Source organism: Rhodoferax sp. GW821-FHT07G04 (assembly GCF_059418585.1).
This window is the reverse complement of record NZ_JBWKQD010000001.1, coordinates 238478-256125: the sequence shown is the minus strand read 5'-3', so window position 1 is coordinate 256125 and position 17648 is coordinate 238478. Positions and strand designations below refer to the sequence as shown.

Genomic DNA, 17648 nt, shown 5'->3' with positions numbered 1-17648 from the left:
GTTGCTCAAAATCGGGCTACCGCCTTGAAGAGAACACCGCTGGACAACTGCGCGCGGGTAGTTTCGCTCGCAAACTCCGCGTGACGAGCACCCAGGTTCCGGGCTGTTACCGACAGTTCCAGATCTGGACGCGGGCGCCAGGCATATCGCACATCCAACGCAACGTAGGCAGGGACTTCCGGGTTGCTAAGGGCTGCGACGCCACGGACCGTGCAATCCAACTCGCTGTTTCGAAGAAGATCCAACGATGATCGCAGCATCCAGCGCTGGTTGGGATCGGCCCCCTCCGCCGTGCCTACAGCCTTTACATCGTTGCTGCCAGGTTTGAGTTGAAAGTGCTCACTCAGGGTATTCCAGGCAAAGCTGAGTCGCCACCGGTCGTTGGCCTTGTAGGTTCCCCACATCTCCAGTCCATCCACTGTTCCTTGCATGCCATTGGCGAGAGTCGTGAACGTTTTGTCCGCTGAAGTTTCCTGTGTACGCAAGCGATCGTAGTCCGCGTGAAAGGCTGTGGCGGAATAGGTCACGGAGTGGCCGAATTGGCCCCGGTATCCCAACTCAAACACCTTGGCGACTTCGGAGACAAAGTTGGGCCCGCCCAATACCGCTAGATAAAACGGCGGATTGCCGGGTATGTAGGTGTCGACGTCCAAACGGGAAGGCGCTCGCACGGTGCCAGAGGCCGCCATCCACACCAGGTGTTCCGGAGCAAGCTTCCAGGCCAAACGCATATTGGGCAGGGACTCGTTGCCGGTGTAGTCGTTGCGCTCCAGACGCGCGCCAATGGTCAAATGCAAGTCCTTCGAAAGACTGATCTCATCCTGGGCAAACACACTGGACCATTGCTGATCCACGTTTGCGGGGAGAAATGCAAAAACCGGCGTGTTGGTGACACGGTCTTGTGCAATCCTGTAACCCAGTCCCCAACTCACTACATGGACGCCAGCATACGTAGCGGACTGCAGCACCTGCAGATCAAAGATGTCGAGGTGTTCTCCAAAAACCGCGGGAATGGTTCGCTCGGTTCTGTCGAAATAGGCCTGAACGGAAAGGCTGGCTCCGTCGGTCATGGCGCGGTCCCAGCGGGTCACGAGGTTGATGCCGGACACCGTCACCGGGCTCGCATTCAAGAGCCCTTCAGATCCGCCGTAGGCATTGCCCTGCAGCATCACACGGTCGGTGGCCTGTTCCCAATCGGTCCGAAACCCCACCTGTGTCTTGTACCATCCGTCGGCCTTCGATCTACCATTCGCCAGTTCCGTGGTGTTGCGGTCAAAATACTTGCCGTAGACACGGTAATAGGCATTCTCACCCAGGCTGCCTCCATAGCGTACCGTGGCTCCCGATTCGCGGTTGCCTGCAGCGGCTGAAACCAGGCCGCCGACGCTGCTCTTGGCGGACCGCGTGATGATATTGATGACACCATTGACGGCGTTGGCGCCCCATAGGGTAGCGCCGGGACCGCTGATCACCTCAATGCGCTCCACGTCTTCCAGCACCATGTCCTGAACGTCCCAAAACACACCCGAATACAGTGGCGTGTAAACCGACCGTCCATCCACCATAACAAGCAATTTGTTGGCGCTCTGACCAAGCCCTCGTGCGCTAATGGAGTAGCCGCTGGAACTGCTTTGGGCAACTTGTAAATTGGGGGCCAGGCGCAGGGCCTCCGGCACGCTGCTGACCCCGGAGCGACGGATGTCTTCCGCCGTTATGACATAGATAGACGCAGCCGCGTCCGAAAGCCGCTGCACCCGTTTGGACACCGAAGTGATTTCAATCTCGGCCAATTCCTCAATGCTGAGGTCGGCCAGCGCGTTTGTATCGACCAAAGCCGCATGGGCCATCGCAGGCAGTTGTTGCCAAGCTAGCAACACGACTGCGTAAGACAATGGACGACAACGCACATAGCCTCCCTTCCTGTTGAGGTCAACGCAGGTTGGTTTCTTTGCTCGTTGTTGTACCGCGCGACCAGGCAAACTGTGTTCTGGTGCAAAACAGTGTAGGACGCATCCCTATGCGGTGCAATTACTTTTTACGCCAGACAGCGGCGGCATTTGATTTCACATCTACCGACTTCAGGTGCATGCTGCTGACGCTTCTACCTTTTTTGGCATTTTGTGCTGCTGAGCCTGGCTTTTTGGATGTAGATTGGCAGCACATTCGGTGCCCGCATTTGTATAGTCAGAGCCCATGAACACTTCACAATCCTCCACACATACCATCGACGTTGATCCCACTGAAACCACAGAGTGGATGCAAGCCTTCCAGGCCGTCGTGTCCACCCAGGGTGCCCAGCGCGCCCGCTTTGTGTTGGACCAACTGGTGCGCCTGGCGCACACGGAGCAGGTTGGCTGGTCGCCCGAGTTGGCCACGCCCTATGTCAACACGATTCCTGTGGAGCAGCAGGGAAGCTTTCCCGGTGACCTGGCTATCGAAGAAAAGTTGGCTTCACTGATGCGCTGGAACGCCTTGGCCATGGTTGCCCGTGCCAATGGCGCCTATGGCGAACTGGGCGGCCATATCGCCAGCTACGCCAGTGCGGCGGATTTGTTCGAAGTGGGCTTCAACCATTTCTTTAAAGGTTCGCGCGGTGGTGATCTGGTGTTTTTCCAGCCCCACAGTGCACCCGGTGTTTATGCACGGGCCTTCCTGGAAGGGCGCTTGAACGAGGCCGACCTGGCCCACTACCGGCAGGAGATCACCGCGCCAGACCAGGGCGCACGCGGCCTCAGCAGCTACCCGCACCCCTGGCTGATGCCCGACTTCTGGCAGTTCCCCACCGGCTCCATGGGCATCGGCCCCATCAGCTCCATTTATCACGCACGCTTCATGCGTTACCTGTCGCACCGCCAGCTGCTGGACTGCGCGGGCCGCAAAGTCTGGGGCGTGTTTGGCGACGGTGAGATGGACGAACCCGAAAGCATGAGCGCGCTCACATTGGCATCGCGCGAGAAACTGGACAACCTGGTCTGGGTCGTCAATTGCAATCTGCAGCGCCTGGACGGCCCGGTGCGCGGCAATGGTCGCATCATCGACGAGCTGGAAAAACTGTTCCGCGGTGCTGGCTGGAATGTCATCAAGCTGGTCTGGGGCAGCGACTGGGATGGTCTGTTTGCGCGCGACACCACCGGCGCCCTGGTGCAGGCCTTTGCCAACACGGTCGATGGCCAGATGCAGACCTTTGCCGCCAAGGACGGCCGCTTCAACCGCGATTCTTTCTTCGGCCAGAACGAGGCGCTGAAGCAACTGGCCCAGGGCATGACCGACGAGCAGATCGACCGCCTCAAACGCGGCGGCCACGACATCGTCAAGATCCACGCCGCCTATGCGGCTGCGGCCCAGCACACCGGCCAGCCCACCGTCATCCTGGCGCACACCAAGAAGGGTTATGGCATGGGCCAGGCCGGTCAGGGCAAGATGACCACACACAGCCAGAAGAAGCTGGACGAGGCCGCGCTGATCGAATTCCGCAACCGCTTCAACCTGCCGCTGACCGATGCGCAGGCTGCGAACCTCGAATTCTTCAAGCCCGCGGACGACAGCGCCGAGATGCGTTACTTGCACGGCAAACGCACGCAACTGGGCGGCTATATGCCGCGCCGCGAGACGGCGGCCGATGTGGTGCCGGTGCCCGCGCTGGGTGGCTATGCAGGTTTTGCCACGGCCGCGGCCGGCAAGGAAATGTCCACCACCATGGCCTTTGTGCGCATGCTGGGCAATCTGCTGAAGGACAAGGAACTTGGGCCGCGCATCGTGCCCATCGTTGCCGATGAGGCGCGCACCTTTGGTATGGCCAACCTGTTCAAGCAGGTCGGCATTTACTCCAGCGTGGGCCAGCGCTACGAGCCCGAAGACATAGGCTCGGTGCTCAGTTACCGCGAAGCCATGGACGGCCAGATCCTGGAAGAGGGCATCAGCGAGGCCGGCGCCATCGCCAGCTGGACGGCCGCGGCCACCAGCTACAGCGTGCACGGCCTGGCCATGCTGCCCTTCTACATCTACTACTCCATGTTCGGCTTCCAGCGCGTGGGTGACGCCATCTGGGCCGCCGCAGACCAGCGCGCCCGCGGCTTCCTGCTGGGCGCCACTTCAGGCCGCACCACACTGGGTGGCGAGGGCCTGCAGCACCAGGACGGCAGCAGCCACCTGGTGGCAGCCACGATACCCAACTGCAAGGCCTACGACCCGGCCTTTGCTGGCGAGATGGCCGTCATCATCGACCACGGCATGCGCGAGATGCTGGTCGAGCAGAAAGACGTTTTCTACTACGTCACGCTGATGAATGAGAACTACGCCCAGCCCGATCTGCCTGAGGGTGCCAAGGGCGATGTGGTAAGGGGGTGCTACAAGTTTGGTAGCTACTCACGTAGAGCTGACGAGGGCAAGGTGCCGAAATCACAAAGTGCTGTCACGCTGATGGGCTCCGGCGCCATCCTGACCGAAGTCATCAAGGCGGCTGAACAACTGGCGGCCCAGGGAGTGGACGTAACCGTGTTCAGTGTCACCAGCTGGAGCGAGCTGGCACGTGATGGCCGTACCAGCCAACAGCGCGAAATAGCCGGCGACGTGTCGGCCCCCATGCCCTTCATCGAGCAACAACTGCAAGCCAGCGCCGGCCCTATTATCGCCGCCACTGACTATGTGTGCGCCGTGCCGGAAAGTGTGCGCGCCTTCTTGCCGGCAGACCGCAGCTATCTGACGCTGGGTACGGACGGCTTTGGCCGCAGCGATACGCGGGCTGCGCTGCGGGGCTACTTTGGGGTGGATGCTGCCAGCATTGTGCGTGCGGCGCTGGGGCAATTGGCCTGACAGCAGTCATTCCAGCAGTGATGGCGGCGGGCTATGACGATCGCGGCGCTCCCCGTTTGCTGCAAGCGCTATTGGCTTTGGTGGTCTTGCAGTTGGGGTCTTTTTCGCGTTGAATAGGGAGCAGTTGGGCCTGGTCGGCAACACTGGCGCTGCGCTTGCCCTCTGCAAGTTGCTGGTTTTCAAACCAGCGTTCAAACGCCTCGTTCTGGGTGGAGCGGCTTGTTCGCTCGGCCACTATGTTGGAGAAGCACTCATGCGTGGCGGCTTCAGCCAGTTCTTTGCCATCGCCTTGGATGCTAGGCTCTATGCTGAACTGGCACCGGTTGGGCTCCCGCTCCCTGGCTTGGGTGATGAGCCTTTCCATGGCGAATTTGCGTGCCTCTGCGCGCTCGGGTGATTTGTCTACCGTGTTGGCCAGCAGGTTGACATCAGCCTGTTTTGCGGTGTCTTTGGTGCACAGGACATCGCTGTAGGTCACCTTGCCGTCAGAGAGGATGCACTTGCGCACCTGTGCGTGTGCGATGCCGGGCAACATTGTCAACAGCAGCAGGGCTGAAATCATCATTCTCATGGTCTGACACCCTTCAATATCGTGGAAGTCCTGACATCGCCCCAAGGGCTTGTCCCAAGGCATGCAGAGCCTGAGCATTGTCTGCCACGAAGGCTGTTGCGCCAGGTATTGGAGGTGTGGAATCGGTAACGGTTGGTAACGCAGGCCAAATGCCAGCACTATTTCTTCCCGTCTGCCACAGCAGCAGTCGGTGGGTCAAAGGTCATGGCCAGCACACCGGCTGGATCGCGGGATAGTATGGATTTGTAGGTGCCATCCTTTTTCATGGCATCCAATGCGGCCTGCCACTTGTGAACGGTGGCATCCGGGGTGTCCTTGGACAAGGCTACATAGAGGTAGTTTCGTCGCAACACCAGCACCGGTTCAAACTCCGACCTATCGATGCCGGCCTTCTCGGACTCCGCTAAAAAACCCAGGTTGCCGGTAAACCACAAGTCAATCCGCCCGCGCAGCAGTTTTTGCGCGTTTTGCATGCCCAGATTGACGGAATCCACATTGGTAAAACCTTCGTCCAGCAGGTACTTCTCCTTGGCGTCGGCACGCGTCACGCCGATGGCCCCAACCTTTTTCGCATCCTCCAAACTGGTGATGCGCAAGGTACTGCCCTTCTTCTTGTACAAAACCCAGGTGTTGATGTTGGTCGGGCCGACCCACTTGAATAGCTGTTCCCGTTCCGGCGTTCGCGTGGTTGAAAACAGCGCGACGCCGGGGTCGTTCTGCAGCATGGAATAGGCGCGAGCCCAGGGAAAAACCTGAATGTTGTCGACGTGGTTCACCCGCTTCAATATTTCCCGGACGACCTCCACATTGAAACCAGCTGGTCTACCGTTTTCTACCCGGTTGCCGGGGCCGGAGTCCTCTGTAATGACCAGAAGCGACTGCTCAGGCGCCGTCGCGGCAACGGACACCGTGGATTGCAGCAAGCACAGGCAAATACCGCCCACGATTGACGCAAGGCGCGCTCGGTTCATCCCTCCACCTTTTTCGAGTTTGGGTTGAGCCCCATTATGTTGGAGCTTTGCATTGCAACAAACCTTTGGGTGCCAGCTTGGCTGGCAATTTTCGTTGGCAATCGCAGCCGCAAGGAACCTCAGGGCGCGCGCGATAGCTGGACCCTGTCCGCACTTTGCCGCTGGCGCATCCAGTCCTGCATGCGGTCTACGGTGGCGCAACTGAGGTCTAAGTCAACGGCCGGCCGTTCCGCGGGCTTCGTGATACTCGCACCCAAGTGCTGCGCGCTCGATAAAGCCCACATCGCCTGGGCGCTCCAGCTCTCGCTCAGCGCCAGGGTGCGTTGCAGTGGCGTGGCACGCGTGCCCAGGGCGCGGTCCACCAATGTCGGCAATAGACCCTCCTGCGTGTTGGTGTGGCGCGCGTGGGTGGCCATGCGTGAGGCGGTCTCTTCGGCGTCGGGCTCATGGTTTTGTCGCGCCTGTGCTGCAACTTCCAACCAAGGCACGGCGTTGTCCGGATCCAGGTGCGCCCATTGTGCGTGGCTTATAAGCCTGCAGCTTCCGGATTCGTCTGCTGACCAGCCTTTGCAAGCCTCGATAGCCAACGCATAGACCACGGGGTCTTGCGAGCCTGTCGCCAGGCGTGCCATGTGCTCAATGCGCTCACGGGCGTCGCGTTTGCCGCGCGGCAAGCCCATCCACAACGCCGCGGCGCGCACCTGGATGTCGTCACTGGCAAGCATCAGCGCTTCTGCAGTGTCCAGTGCGGATTCGCGCACGGCCTGGGGAATGGTTTGCAGGGGGTAGGGGTTGTCCGGCTGCAGCGTTACCGTCCCGTAGCCGCACACTTCGACCTCTGTGCGCTCGTACGGAAGGGCTGTGGCAGCTACCTTCAGAGGGAGGCGCGCAATACCAGCTGGCTTTGCCACCTCTGGCGGGGGCATCACCTGCTGATACGGAGCCGGTGGCGAAGGTACCGCAATGCGGTGGCTGTTGGTGTCGAATGCTGATTCTGCGACGGGCGGGGTGTTCAGTCCCAGCACCACCATGATGATTGCGAACTCGATTAGGCCAGCGGCGGCGCCCAGACGTAGCCACCGACCCAGCAGCATAGGCCGCCGACCGAGGCACTGTAAAGGGGCTAGCCGTGGCTCCATGGAAGCAACACATCCAATCTGCGCGGAGCGTCTATCGTGGCGATGGAATGCCGCGCTGAAGCCAGTATGTCAGCTTGGAAGTGTTTTGCAAGGCAGAGGGCCTTGAAGGTGCTGGCGCCTAGCCGCCGCGTGCTACGGAATGGCAGTCGATGCTGCCTTCGAATTTGTAGCCTTCGGCGCTGGTCACATTGAAGCTGACCTTGGCCGTGGATCCCTTGTCATCCACAGTGACCGTGCCGCTGCCTTTCTTCTTGGCCTCAGCGGGTCGCGTTTCAATGGTGTATTCGGTGCTCTTGGCGATCAGTGGCCCGAAGCGAAACAGGATGAAGAACTCCTTGCTGCCCGAGGCCGCCTTTTTGGCGTCGGGAACAATCAACTGCAGGCTGTTGAACTTGGTGGGATCTTTTTCCTTGGGCTGCGACAGCTGGTTTCCCCAGGAGCCAGGGCCAGTCAAGTCGGCCGAGCAACCACCTTTTTCTGACGAGGCTTCCCACGTGCCCGCATTGGGTCCACCGGTGACGACGAGGTGCACGGTTTCTTTGCTGGCTTCGGCGTGGGCAGCCAGGGAGAACAGGCCCAGTAGGGTGGCGATGATGCGGGCGCTCAGGCGGGTGGTGTGGGGGTTCATACGGTCCTCCAGTCAAAAACGGGGTGGGTGGATGAATGGCCGCGCCCATTATGGACGCGGCTATACGGTTCCCCGCAGCCTGTACGCGCGCCAGGCGCTGAGATGCCAGCTGAACCAGCTAGCATCCGTCCACGTGAACGCCTCTGTCCGTGTTGATTGCCGCACAGGCTTTGACCTGGTTGCTTTTTTTGCGAGCGTCCACGTGGATGGTCACATGGCGAGCACCGGCTTGGTGACAGCCTTTGCGTACCTGAACCTCACCGCAAACCGCCAGTAGTTGACTGCCCAGATCGACAGCATTCTTGTCCTTCTTGGACTCGAGGAAGGTTTTGATGCCGCTTTCGGTATAGGGCTGGGCAGTCACGGGGTTGTTCTGGTCATTGTTCCCATCGTCATCCCACCCGGGTTGGAAGTCATAGCTGGGTTTGGCCAGGGCCGCGCCACTTAGTAGCAGTGCCAGCGCAGCAAGCGTTGCATTCTTCATTTTTCGGTCTCCGCAATGCCTACTCTTCAACGATTTTCGGCGTCCTCGGTTCCCTCGCAAATTGATGGAACCGCCCCATTCTGGACATGGGACCTGGGCTTGGCGATTACGGGAAATTACACGGCGTTGCGCCGAATCGTCTGTGCTACGTGCGCGCGGCTTTTTGACTTTTGAAAACCACGCCATAAACTTCCTCTTTACTCAGCGCCATGCCAGCGTTGGCCCTGCCGGTTTGGCAGCATGCCGTTCGTCGCTACCGCTGCCCGCTATGGGTGCGGGCCTTGGTTGTGCATGCAAACGCAAGGAGTCAGCATGAAAGTCCTTCGCACACTCTTCCTGTTTTTGAGTCTTCTGGCATGTTGCCCCACCGCATGGGCGGTGGATGTGGTGCCGGGTCAGGGCGTCGCTTTTTCACAGGTCAGCTATTCAGATGATTCGAGTAGTGCGAACACGCCTATTGGCGTCATGTTCGTCGACCTCAACATGCTTCGCAGTGCGACGGGCATTCCCTCAGGTTATCTGAACCTGGCTACGGCCAAAGGCTGGGTGGTGAGAAATCTGCCAATCTTTGCTGAGAGCACCTATCCTTATTCCTCCATCAATGCAGACTTTGACCTGGGCAATGTGATGGGCACCGCGGTCACGCAATTGCCCGTGGCCTTGCAGTTTGCTGAGACCGCGGTAAGCAGCTTCGCTGTGACACCGGCAACCCCATTCGCAGTCAATCGCTTGTCTCTGTTGTTAGGGGGTGCCGGGGCCGGAGCAGGGGGGCCGGTCGTGCCGCCCACCTTCACAGACATCTTGTTCGCAAATCCCAGCGATACCGACTCCACCATCCAATGGGACCATCCGAATATCGAAACGGCGAAGAACCAATGCGTGCCCATGTCCATTGCGAATAGCCTGCAGTACCTCAAGGACACACAGGGCTTGTCCCTGCCGCATACCCATAAGCCGGGGCAAAACGGCGATGACTCGCTGGTGGGCCAGATCGATGTAGCGGGGGGCCGGCCGGTCACCGACAGGCAGCATGGCAACGGATTGCCTGGTTTGTTGACGCCCAAGCTGACCTACATGGCCAAGAATAATCTAGTGGGGCGCATCAGCACCACGCATTGGGGTTCCTTCGGCATTGATGGGGCTGGGATGAATGGCTCGGTGACCGTCAATGGCGTGACCGCCACTTCCACCGCCATGGGCAACACCATCAACTTCGACCAGATGCTGGCTGCGCTGAAGGAGGGGCAGGACTGCGAGATGATCTACAGTTGGACCGGCCCCCCAGCAGGAGCCCATGCTGTCGATATTGTGGGCGCTGGCAAGTACAAAGGGCAGCCTTGGATCCTGCACACGTCCGACCTGATTCAGGCCGACACAGCCAACCCCAATGCGGATAGCCAGGGGGCAGGCCCCGCGGGGCTGAAGTTCGAGTACCTGGGGCCGGCAGATGCGAATGGCCAGTACAGCTTCCGCAACCGTACGATGCGGCAATTGGTGTGCGAGAAATATGTGCCACCACCGGTCACCGTCACTGAGACGGTTACCCGCACTGATGACCCTGCGGGTCACAGTTGCTGTGTACCAGCGCCTCCGCCAACGCTTTCGGTAACTGTCAGCGGAACCAGCATGACTGTCAATGGCAATGCGACTTGGCTGCCCTTGAGCGGCACCATTGCGGCTAACGGGACGTTCAGCCTGACCGGCTCGGCCACGGTGGCCAGTGTCAGCAATGTCACCAGCACCTTTACCGGTACAAGCCAAGGCGGCGGGTATGCAGGCACCGTCACCGTGGGTGCTGGTGGGCAACTGCCCACGGGGCGTCCCATCGTGTGGGACGTCACGCTGGCAGCGCCCGCCACCGCAGCCACGCCGCAGGTACGGGTCAATGGTTATCGCCAGACCTATGCTGCTGCCGCCAACGATTTGTTGCGTCTGTCAGTCAGCATGAAGCCTGGCACCCAGGCGGGCCAAATGGTGGATTGGTGGTTGGTCGCAGCAGCGGGGGGAAGCTATTACCACTTCGATCTCGCATCCAACTCTTGGCAAACTGGCATCGCTCCAACCTACACCGGTGCAATGAGTGCCATTTCCATCTCGCAGTTGCCCTATGCCCGTCTACCCAGTGGCAGCTATGACGTGTACTTCGGCTTTGACACCGTACCCGATGGCGTACTGACCTTGCAGGCCGCCACATACGAAATGCTGCGCATTACCGTGCAGTGAGCGCTTCCGGCTCAAGCCCAGCGACTCTGTCCGCCTGGGAACATGTATTTATTTCCCTTGCCCCGAGCTAATACTTGTATTAAGCTGATTTCGGTCAGTTGGTTGAAGAGTCGAACTCACACGGCGTGCGTGATGGCCCACTCTAGAGGTCCAGGCGGCGCCTGAATCTTCTGCAGAGGGGGAGGGCTGCGTTGGCCATTGCGCAATCATTTGGTATTCCTTCCGAAAACCATTCGGAATTCCTGTCTACGCTGGCAGCCGATGCCCGCCATCGGCATATGGCGCAGATTGCCGTGGGCGCCTCCTTTGCGATTTTCTTGGCAATTGCCCCATTCGCCCGTGTGAGCCTGCCGCAGGTGCCGGCTTTTATTCCCATCTACCAGTCGGCGCTAGTTACGAATGACCTCATCACCTCCGTGTTGCTGCTGGGGCAATACGTTTTTTTACGCTCGCGGGCGCTCTTGGTGCTGGGCAGCGGCTATTTGTTCTGCGCTTTCATGGCATCGGCCCATGTTCTGAGTTTTCCGGGGCTGTTTGCGCCCACCGGAGCCATTGGTGCGGGGCCGCAGACTACGGCTTGGCTGTATTTCCTGTGGCACGGAGGGTTTCCCTTGTTTGTGCTGGGTTATACCTACTGCAAAGACGGCCCCGCCAGCAGTGTGCCGAGTTCGCAACGGGCTGCGGATGGGAGGGGCGGCTCAACCGTGTGGGCGGTACTGGGCTCGTTAGGCCTCAGCGCCTTGCTGGTGCTGCTCACTACGGCAGGCCATGATGCTTTGCCGGTGCTGATGAAGGGCAACCTGGATGATTCGGGCAAGCAACTGGTGGCTGCGTGCACCTGGGCCGTCTCCTTGGTGGCTCTGGTCTATCTGTGGCGCAAAGGCCCCCACAGCGTATTGGATGTGTGGCTGATGGTAACCCTGACCGCCTGGCTGTTCGACATCGGCTTGGCGTCGGTGCTGAACGGCAAACGCTTCGACCTGGGTTTTTACGGCGGGCGCGTGTACGGCTTGCTGGCCTCGTCCTTTGTCCTCGTCGTACTGCTGCTGGAAAACAGCCGCCTCTACCTGGGCTTGGCCAACGCCAATGGCCGGGAGCGCCAGCGCAGTGCCGAGTTGGAGCAGGCGCGCAACGATGCGGATGCGGCCACCAAGGCCAAGTCCGATTTTCTGGCGGCGATGAGCCACGAAATCCGCACGCCCATGAATGGTGTCATCGGCATGGTGGATGTCCTGGCACGGTCCAGCCTGAAGACGCACCAGGTGGCGATGGTCGATCTGATACGCGAATCGGCCTTTTCGCTGCTGACCATCATCGACGACATCCTCAATTTTTCAAAAATAGAAGCGGGCCGGCTGGAGATTGAAAGCGAGCCCATTGCCGTATCCGATGTCGTGGAGAAAGTCTGCACGATGCTCAACCGGCTGGCCGAAAAGCAGGGCGTGGAATTGACACTGTTCACCGATCCAGCCATACCCTATGTGGTGCTGGGGGACGCACTGCGCTTGCGCCAGGTGCTGACCAACCTGATCAACAACGCCATCAAGTTCTCGGGCAACGGCCGCACGGTAGGTCGGGTTGCGGTGCGTGCCCAGGTGATCAGCCTGGACGCCGCGCGCAGCTTGGTCGAATTCCAGGTGGTGGACAACGGCATCGGTATGGATGCCGCCACCCAAGGCCGGTTGTTTCGAGCCTTCGGTCAGGCCGATGTCTCGACAACGCGGCGCTTTGGCGGGACAGGCCTGGGCCTGGTGATTTCGCAAAACCTTGCCCGGCTGATGGGGGGCTCCATCAGTGTCGTCAGCGCTCCGGGGGCGGGGGCTACTTTCACGCTGCGCCTGCCCTTTGGCGTGGCCGCTCAGCCGGAAGAGGGCTTGCAACCCGAGAGCACGGTGTCTGGGCTGTCCTGCCTGGTCGTGGGCCATGGTGCCATCCAGTCTAGCGATCTGGCGGCCTACCTGGCCAATGCGGGCGCGCAGACCCGTTTGGTTGCCGATCTGGCGGCGGCCATGCAACTGGCACCCGCGCTGCCTGCTGGGCTGTGGATCTGGATAGTCAACACCGAGGCGGACGCCCCTACGTCGGTGGACAGCCTGCGGGCGATTGCACGTTCCAACCCCGGCCTGGATACCCGCTTCGTTGTCATAGGCCATGGCCCCCACCGCTACCCACAGCAGTTTGATGCCGACCGGGTGTCGATAGACGGCAATGTGCTGACCCGCAGCGCGCTGCTGCGGGCGGTGGCCATAGCTGCAGGACGCCTGCAGTACCAGGACGATCAGCAAGAGGACGCCGCGCCAATGCGCTCCCCGCCGCTACCGGTTGCGCTGTCGCGCGACGAGGCACGCCGCCAGGGCCGCCTGATCCTGGTCGTGGAAGACAACGACATCAACCAGCGCGTCATCATGCAGCAATTCGCCCTGCTCGGGCTGACCGCAGATCTGGCCGGTGACGGCCTGCAAGCCCTGGTACGCTGGCGCAGCGGCGACTATGCGCTGATAGCGACCGACCTGCACATGCCCGGCATGGACGGCTACACCTTGGCGACAACCATACGGGCTGAGGAGAGCGAACGCGCCATTGCGCAGCAGCGTGCAGGAGAACCGGTGAGTCCACCGATACCCATACTGGCGCTGACGGCCAATGCCTTGAAGAGCGAGGCCGAGCACTGCAAGACCGTGGGCATGAACGATTTCATGTGCAAGCCCACGCCGCTGGCCGATCTGCAGGCGCTGATGAACAAGTGGTTGCCCAAGACGCAGGCAAGCAATGTCCCCCAAGTCGCCGACAACACGCCCGCCCCGGCCTGGAAAGCACCATTGCCGATTGACCTCCAGGTGTTGCGCAGCTTGGTAGGGGATGATCCGCAGTTCATCGTGGAGTTTCTGCAGGCCTTTCGCTCCAGTGCCACGCGCATTGCGCGCGAGGTGGAGTTGGCCTACCGTGCGGGCAACGCCGCCAAGACGGTGGCCGAAGTGCACAAGCTCAAATCGGCAGCCCGCTCGGTGGGGGCGATAGCATTGGGCGACTTGTGTGCCGACATGGAACAGGCTGGATCAGCCGGTCAGTTGGATGCGCTGGCGCTGGCTTTTGAACATTTCAAGTTGGAGATGGCGACCGTCGACGGCCATTTGGCGGTGCTATTACCCGAAACCAATAACGAAGGACAACATCCATGATTGGCCCCTCGGACATCCCCGTTCTCGTATTGGACGACGAGCCATTCATGCTCAAGCTGTTGGCGCATCTGTTGGCCAACCTGGGATTCTCCCAAGTGGTCACCTGCGACAACGGCCAAACCGCGCTGAATCTGGTGGACGATGCGGCCCATGTACCGCAACTGATTTTGTGCGACCTGAACATGCCCGGTATGGACGGCGTGGAGTTCATACGCAAGCTGGTGGAGCATGGCTATGTCGGCAGTTTGATTCTGGTCAGCGGGGAAGACGAGCGCACACTGCAATCCGCGCAGAAACTGGTGCAAGCGCATCACATTCAGGTGCTGGGCAGCCTGCACAAGCCGGTGTCGCCCCAGATGCTGTCCAAGCTGCTGGCAAATTGGGTGCCCAGAGCCCAGGCGGCCTTGCGTGCACCCAACAAAGGCTATGGCCCGGAACGCCTGGACCAGGCCATACGCCAGGGCGAGTTGGTCAATTACTACCAGCCCAAGGTCGCGGTGGCCAGTGGCCAATTGGTCGGTGTGGAAACATTGGTGCGTTGGCGCCATCCGCAAGACGGCATGGTTTTCCCCGATCAGTTCATCGGCGTGGCCGAGTCCCATGGCCTGATCAACGCGCTGACCGATGTGGTGTTGGGTCAGGCCCTGCGTGACACGGCGCTGTGGGTCAGCCAGGGCATGAAGCTCAAGGTTGCTGTCAACGTGTCCATGGATAACTTGACGGCGTTGGAGTTTCCCGAGTTGGTAACCGCCCACGCGCTGGCTGCCGATGTGCCGCCTCTGTCCATTGTGCTGGAGGTGACTGAGAGCCAACTGATGAAGGACATACGGGCACCGCTGGAAATCTTGACACGCTTGCGCATGCGCCGCTTCAAGCTGTCCATCGACGATTTCGGCACGGGCCATTCGTCGTTGGTGCAATTGCGTGACGTACCTTTTGACGAGCTCAAGATCGATCAAAGTTTCGTGCATGGCGCGCATAACAACGAGACCAACCGGGCCATCTTTTTCGCCAGCCTGCGCTTGGCCAAGGAACTGGGCATGGAGGTGGTGGCCGAAGGTGTGGAAGACCGGGCCGATTGGGATTTTCTGCAAAAAACCGGGTGCGATCTGGCCCAGGGCTATTTCATTGCACGCCCCATGCCGGCAGAAGACCTGCTGCGGTGGGCCGAGGGTTGGAAGGAACGCCAGGGCGTGGACTATCCCATCACGTCCTCTCTGTTTGATGAGTTGAAGTGACAGCCTGCGCAGGGCGTTGGGCACGCCACATAATGGCGTGCCTTTGCAACCCCTAACAGTTTGGACATGCCACTTACCTGTAGACCTTCTTTGCAATCTCTCTTGCGTATCGGCTTGGCCGCGCTGACGGTGTCGTCCGGTGCGGCATGCGCGACGCAGCCCGCATCCGCCGGTTTGCAGGCTTGCCGCATAGAGGGCATGCCCAACGAGTTGCAATGCGGCGTCATCCAACGCCCACTGGACCCCGAGCACCCCGAGGGGGTACAGATCGACGTGCATTACTTGGTGGTTCCTGCCATGGCCCGCAACAAGCAAGTCGACCCAGTACTGTTGCTGGCCGGTGGCCCGGGGCAAAGTGCGATCGGTGTGGCGCCGGCGGTGCTGCCCCGATTCGCCCGGCTGAACTACCGCCGCGACCTGGTTTTCATCGACCAGCGCGGTACCGGTAAATCGGCTCCGCTGCAGTGTGAGGACGAGAGCAAGCTGCCCGTGGCGCAGGCGCTGGACCCGGTAGCCCAAAGCCGTCGCCTGGAGCAATGCCGCACGGCGCTCAGCCGCCTGCCGCATGGGGATTTGCGCTTCTACACCACGACCATCGCCATGCAGGATTTCGAGGCGGTGCGCAAGCAATTGGGCGCGCCCCAGTGGAATCTGGTCGGTGCCTCTTACGGCACGCGCGCGGCGCTGGAGTACCTGCGCCAGTACCCGGACCAGGTGCGGCGTACCGTGCTGGACGGCGTGGCGCCGCCCGACATGGTGTTACCGGCCAGCTTCTCCGCCGATGGCCAGTCCGCTTGGGACGCCACGGTATTGGCCTGTGAGCAAGATGCGCAATGCAAGACACAGTACCCCCAATTGCGCACCCAGTGGGCGACCCTGCTGCAAAACCTGCCCAAGGCCATCAGCGTGACCCACCCCGTCACCGGTCTACCCGAACGCTTTACGCTGACCCGTGAATTGCTGCTGCGCAGCCTGCGTGCGCCCCTCTACGTACCCACTTTGACCGCGGCCCTGCCGGCCGCCATCGATGCGGCCAGCCAGGGGCGGTGGGAGGGCTTGCTGGGTCTCGGCAGTTCCGTGGGGGCCCGCAAGGGCATGCGTGTGGCCTTGGGCATGCACTTCTCGGTGGTGTGTGCTGAGGATGTGCCCCGCCTGCAGGGCGCCTCGGATAAGCCGGGTGCGGACTTTGGCAGTGCCGATGCTGCCTTCTATGCACAGGCTTGCCAGAGCTGGCCCCGGGGTAATGTGCCCCAGAGTTTTTACACCGTGGGCGCAACACGATCACCGGTCTTGGTGCTCAGCGGTGGTGCCGACCCCGCCACGCCGCCGCGCCATGGTGAGCGTGTAGCCCAGGCCCTGGGCGCGCAAGACAGGTCCTTGGTGCAGCACATCGTCGTGCCGCAGGCGGGCCACGGTGTGGCTGCAGTAGGCTGTATGGCCGAAGTGCTGTTCCACTTTATCGATGCCAAAGCCAACAGCGCCGCATTGCCCCGGGATGCCAGTTGCGCCACCAAGATTCCACGTCCCTCGGTGTTTGTGCCGGCCCAAGGGGGAGGGGCGGCTGCGGTGACACCGCTGTCCGAGCGTGGAGGGCAGCAGCCATGATCCATATCCACAATGTCAGCAAACACTTTGTGTCGCGCAGCGGTGGTTCGCTCTTCAAGCGTGCGCCCAAGCAGACGGTGCACGCCGTGCGGAGTGTCACGGTGCAAGCCGATAGCGGCTGCATCACGGGCCTCTTAGGCCCCAATGGTGCCGGAAAGACCACCACGTTGCGCATGCTGGGTGGCCTCTTCCAGCCGGATGGAGGCAGTATCGTGGTTGACGGCATCGCAGTGGACCAGGCGCCGCGCCAGGCCCTGGCGCGCATGGGCATCTTGGGCGACGCCCATGGGCTCTATCCCCGCCTGTCGGCGCGCGAGAACATCGTCTACTTCGGTCGCCTGCAGGGCATGGAGGCCGACGCCGCCAGTGCCCGCGCCGAGGAGCTGTCGCGCCTGCTGGACATGGGCAAGATTCTGGACCGGCGTGCCGAGGGCTTCAGCCAGGGCGAGCGCATGAAGACGGCGCTGGCCCGCGCCCTGGTGCATGACCCCGCCAACATCGTGCTGGATGAGCCCACCAATGGTCTGGACGTGTTGGCTACACGCGCGCTGCGCGAGGCTTTGCGCCATTTGCGCTCCCCGGCGGGCGGTAGCAAGTGCATTGTGTTTTCGACCCACATCATGCAAGAGGTGGAGCAGCTGTGTGAGCACGTGGTCGTGGTCGCGCAGGGCCGCAGTGTGGCCCAGGGCACGGTGCCAGAGTTGCTGGAGCAGGCTGGTGAGACCCAGTTTGAAGATGCCTTCGTCAAGCTGGCTTTTGCCGCACACCCCTATCAAGGGCCATTATGAACAGCAGGGT

12 protein-coding genes are annotated in these 17648 nt (G+C 61.0%); 6 read left to right on the top strand and 6 right to left on the bottom strand.

Annotated elements, in window-relative coordinates; all coding sequences use genetic code 11:
* Positions 1-5 precede the first annotated feature (5 nt).
* On the bottom strand, positions 6-1847 hold the full coding sequence (locus AC07OO_RS01135) for a TOL_0244 family TonB-dependent receptor (protein ID WP_495080215.1): 1842 nt from the start codon (positions 1845-1847) through the stop codon (positions 6-8).
* A 346-nt stretch (positions 1848-2193) separates the two neighbouring features.
* On the opposite strand from AC07OO_RS01135, the gene mdeB reads away from it, so the two are divergent.
* Positions 2194-4812 carry an alpha-ketoglutarate dehydrogenase gene (gene mdeB / locus AC07OO_RS01130; RefSeq protein ID WP_495080214.1) on the top strand — a complete coding sequence of 873 codons (2619 nt, stop codon included), beginning with the start codon at positions 2194-2196 and terminating at the stop codon, positions 4810-4812.
* A 31-nt stretch (positions 4813-4843) separates the two neighbouring features.
* Here the strand turns inward: mdeB and AC07OO_RS01125 are convergent, their stop codons facing one another.
* From AC07OO_RS01125 to AC07OO_RS01105, 5 genes are all read right to left on the bottom strand, one after another.
* The gene (locus tag AC07OO_RS01125) at positions 4844-5542 is read right to left on the bottom strand and encodes a hypothetical protein (RefSeq protein ID WP_495080213.1); all 699 of its coding nucleotides are present in this window, start codon (positions 5540-5542) and stop codon (positions 4844-4846) included.
* Entirely contained in the window at positions 5542-6306 is a 765-nt protein-coding gene (locus AC07OO_RS01120) for a substrate-binding periplasmic protein (RefSeq protein WP_495080212.1), read from the bottom strand. Before AC07OO_RS01120 ends, AC07OO_RS01125 begins: the two co-directional genes overlap by 1 nt.
* Positions 6307-6473: 167 nt before the next feature.
* A complete protein-coding gene (locus tag AC07OO_RS01115; RefSeq protein ID WP_495080211.1) occupies positions 6474-7448 on the bottom strand; it encodes a hypothetical protein in 975 nt (324 codons plus the stop codon).
* A 163-nt stretch (positions 7449-7611) separates the two neighbouring features.
* Positions 7612-8121, bottom strand: coding sequence for a hypothetical protein (locus tag AC07OO_RS01110; RefSeq protein ID WP_495080210.1), 510 nt, complete (start codon positions 8119-8121; stop codon positions 7612-7614).
* A gap of 118 nt (positions 8122-8239) precedes the next feature.
* Complete coding sequence (locus AC07OO_RS01105) at positions 8240-8605, bottom strand: hypothetical protein (protein ID WP_495080209.1); 366 nt, start codon at positions 8603-8605, stop codon at positions 8240-8242.
* A 312-nt stretch (positions 8606-8917) separates the two neighbouring features.
* Between AC07OO_RS01105 and AC07OO_RS01100 the strand changes: the two genes are divergently transcribed.
* From AC07OO_RS01100 to AC07OO_RS01080, 5 genes are all read left to right on the top strand, one after another.
* Complete coding sequence (locus AC07OO_RS01100; protein WP_495080208.1) at positions 8918-10828, top strand: hypothetical protein; 1911 nt, start codon at positions 8918-8920, stop codon at positions 10826-10828.
* Between the two features lie 191 nt (positions 10829-11019).
* A complete protein-coding gene (locus AC07OO_RS01095; protein WP_495080207.1) occupies positions 11020-14007 on the top strand; it encodes an MASE4 domain-containing protein in 2988 nt (995 codons plus the stop codon).
* A complete protein-coding gene (locus AC07OO_RS01090; protein ID WP_495080206.1) occupies positions 14004-15245 on the top strand; it encodes an EAL domain-containing response regulator in 1242 nt (413 codons plus the stop codon). Before AC07OO_RS01095 ends, AC07OO_RS01090 begins: the two co-directional genes overlap by 4 nt.
* A gap of 90 nt (positions 15246-15335) precedes the next feature.
* Complete coding sequence (locus AC07OO_RS01085; RefSeq protein ID WP_495080205.1) at positions 15336-16850, top strand: alpha/beta fold hydrolase; 1515 nt, start codon at positions 15336-15338, stop codon at positions 16848-16850.
* The gene (locus AC07OO_RS01080) at positions 16847-17638 is read left to right on the top strand and encodes an ABC transporter ATP-binding protein (protein ID WP_495080204.1); all 792 of its coding nucleotides are present in this window, start codon (positions 16847-16849) and stop codon (positions 17636-17638) included. Before AC07OO_RS01085 ends, AC07OO_RS01080 begins: the two co-directional genes overlap by 4 nt.
* Positions 17639-17648: the final 10 nt, after the last annotated feature.

Coding starts and splice junctions, on each gene's coding strand:
- AC07OO_RS01135 (WP_495080215.1), bottom strand. CDS start 1,847: ATGGCCCATGCGGCTTTGGTCGATACAAACGCGCTGGCCGACCTCAGC.
- mdeB (WP_495080214.1), top strand. CDS start 2,194: ATGAACACTTCACAATCCTCCACACATACCATCGACGTTGATCCCACT.
- AC07OO_RS01115 (WP_495080211.1), bottom strand. CDS start 7,448: ATGCTGCTGGGTCGGTGGCTACGTCTGGGCGCCGCCGCTGGCCTAATC.
- AC07OO_RS01110 (WP_495080210.1), bottom strand. CDS start 8,121: ATGAACCCCCACACCACCCGCCTGAGCGCCCGCATCATCGCCACCCTA.
- AC07OO_RS01105 (WP_495080209.1), bottom strand. CDS start 8,605: ATGAAGAATGCAACGCTTGCTGCGCTGGCACTGCTACTAAGTGGCGCG.
- AC07OO_RS01100 (WP_495080208.1), top strand. CDS start 8,918: ATGAAAGTCCTTCGCACACTCTTCCTGTTTTTGAGTCTTCTGGCATGT.
- AC07OO_RS01090 (WP_495080206.1), top strand. CDS start 14,004: ATGATTGGCCCCTCGGACATCCCCGTTCTCGTATTGGACGACGAGCCA.
- AC07OO_RS01080 (WP_495080204.1), top strand. CDS start 16,847: ATGATCCATATCCACAATGTCAGCAAACACTTTGTGTCGCGCAGCGGT.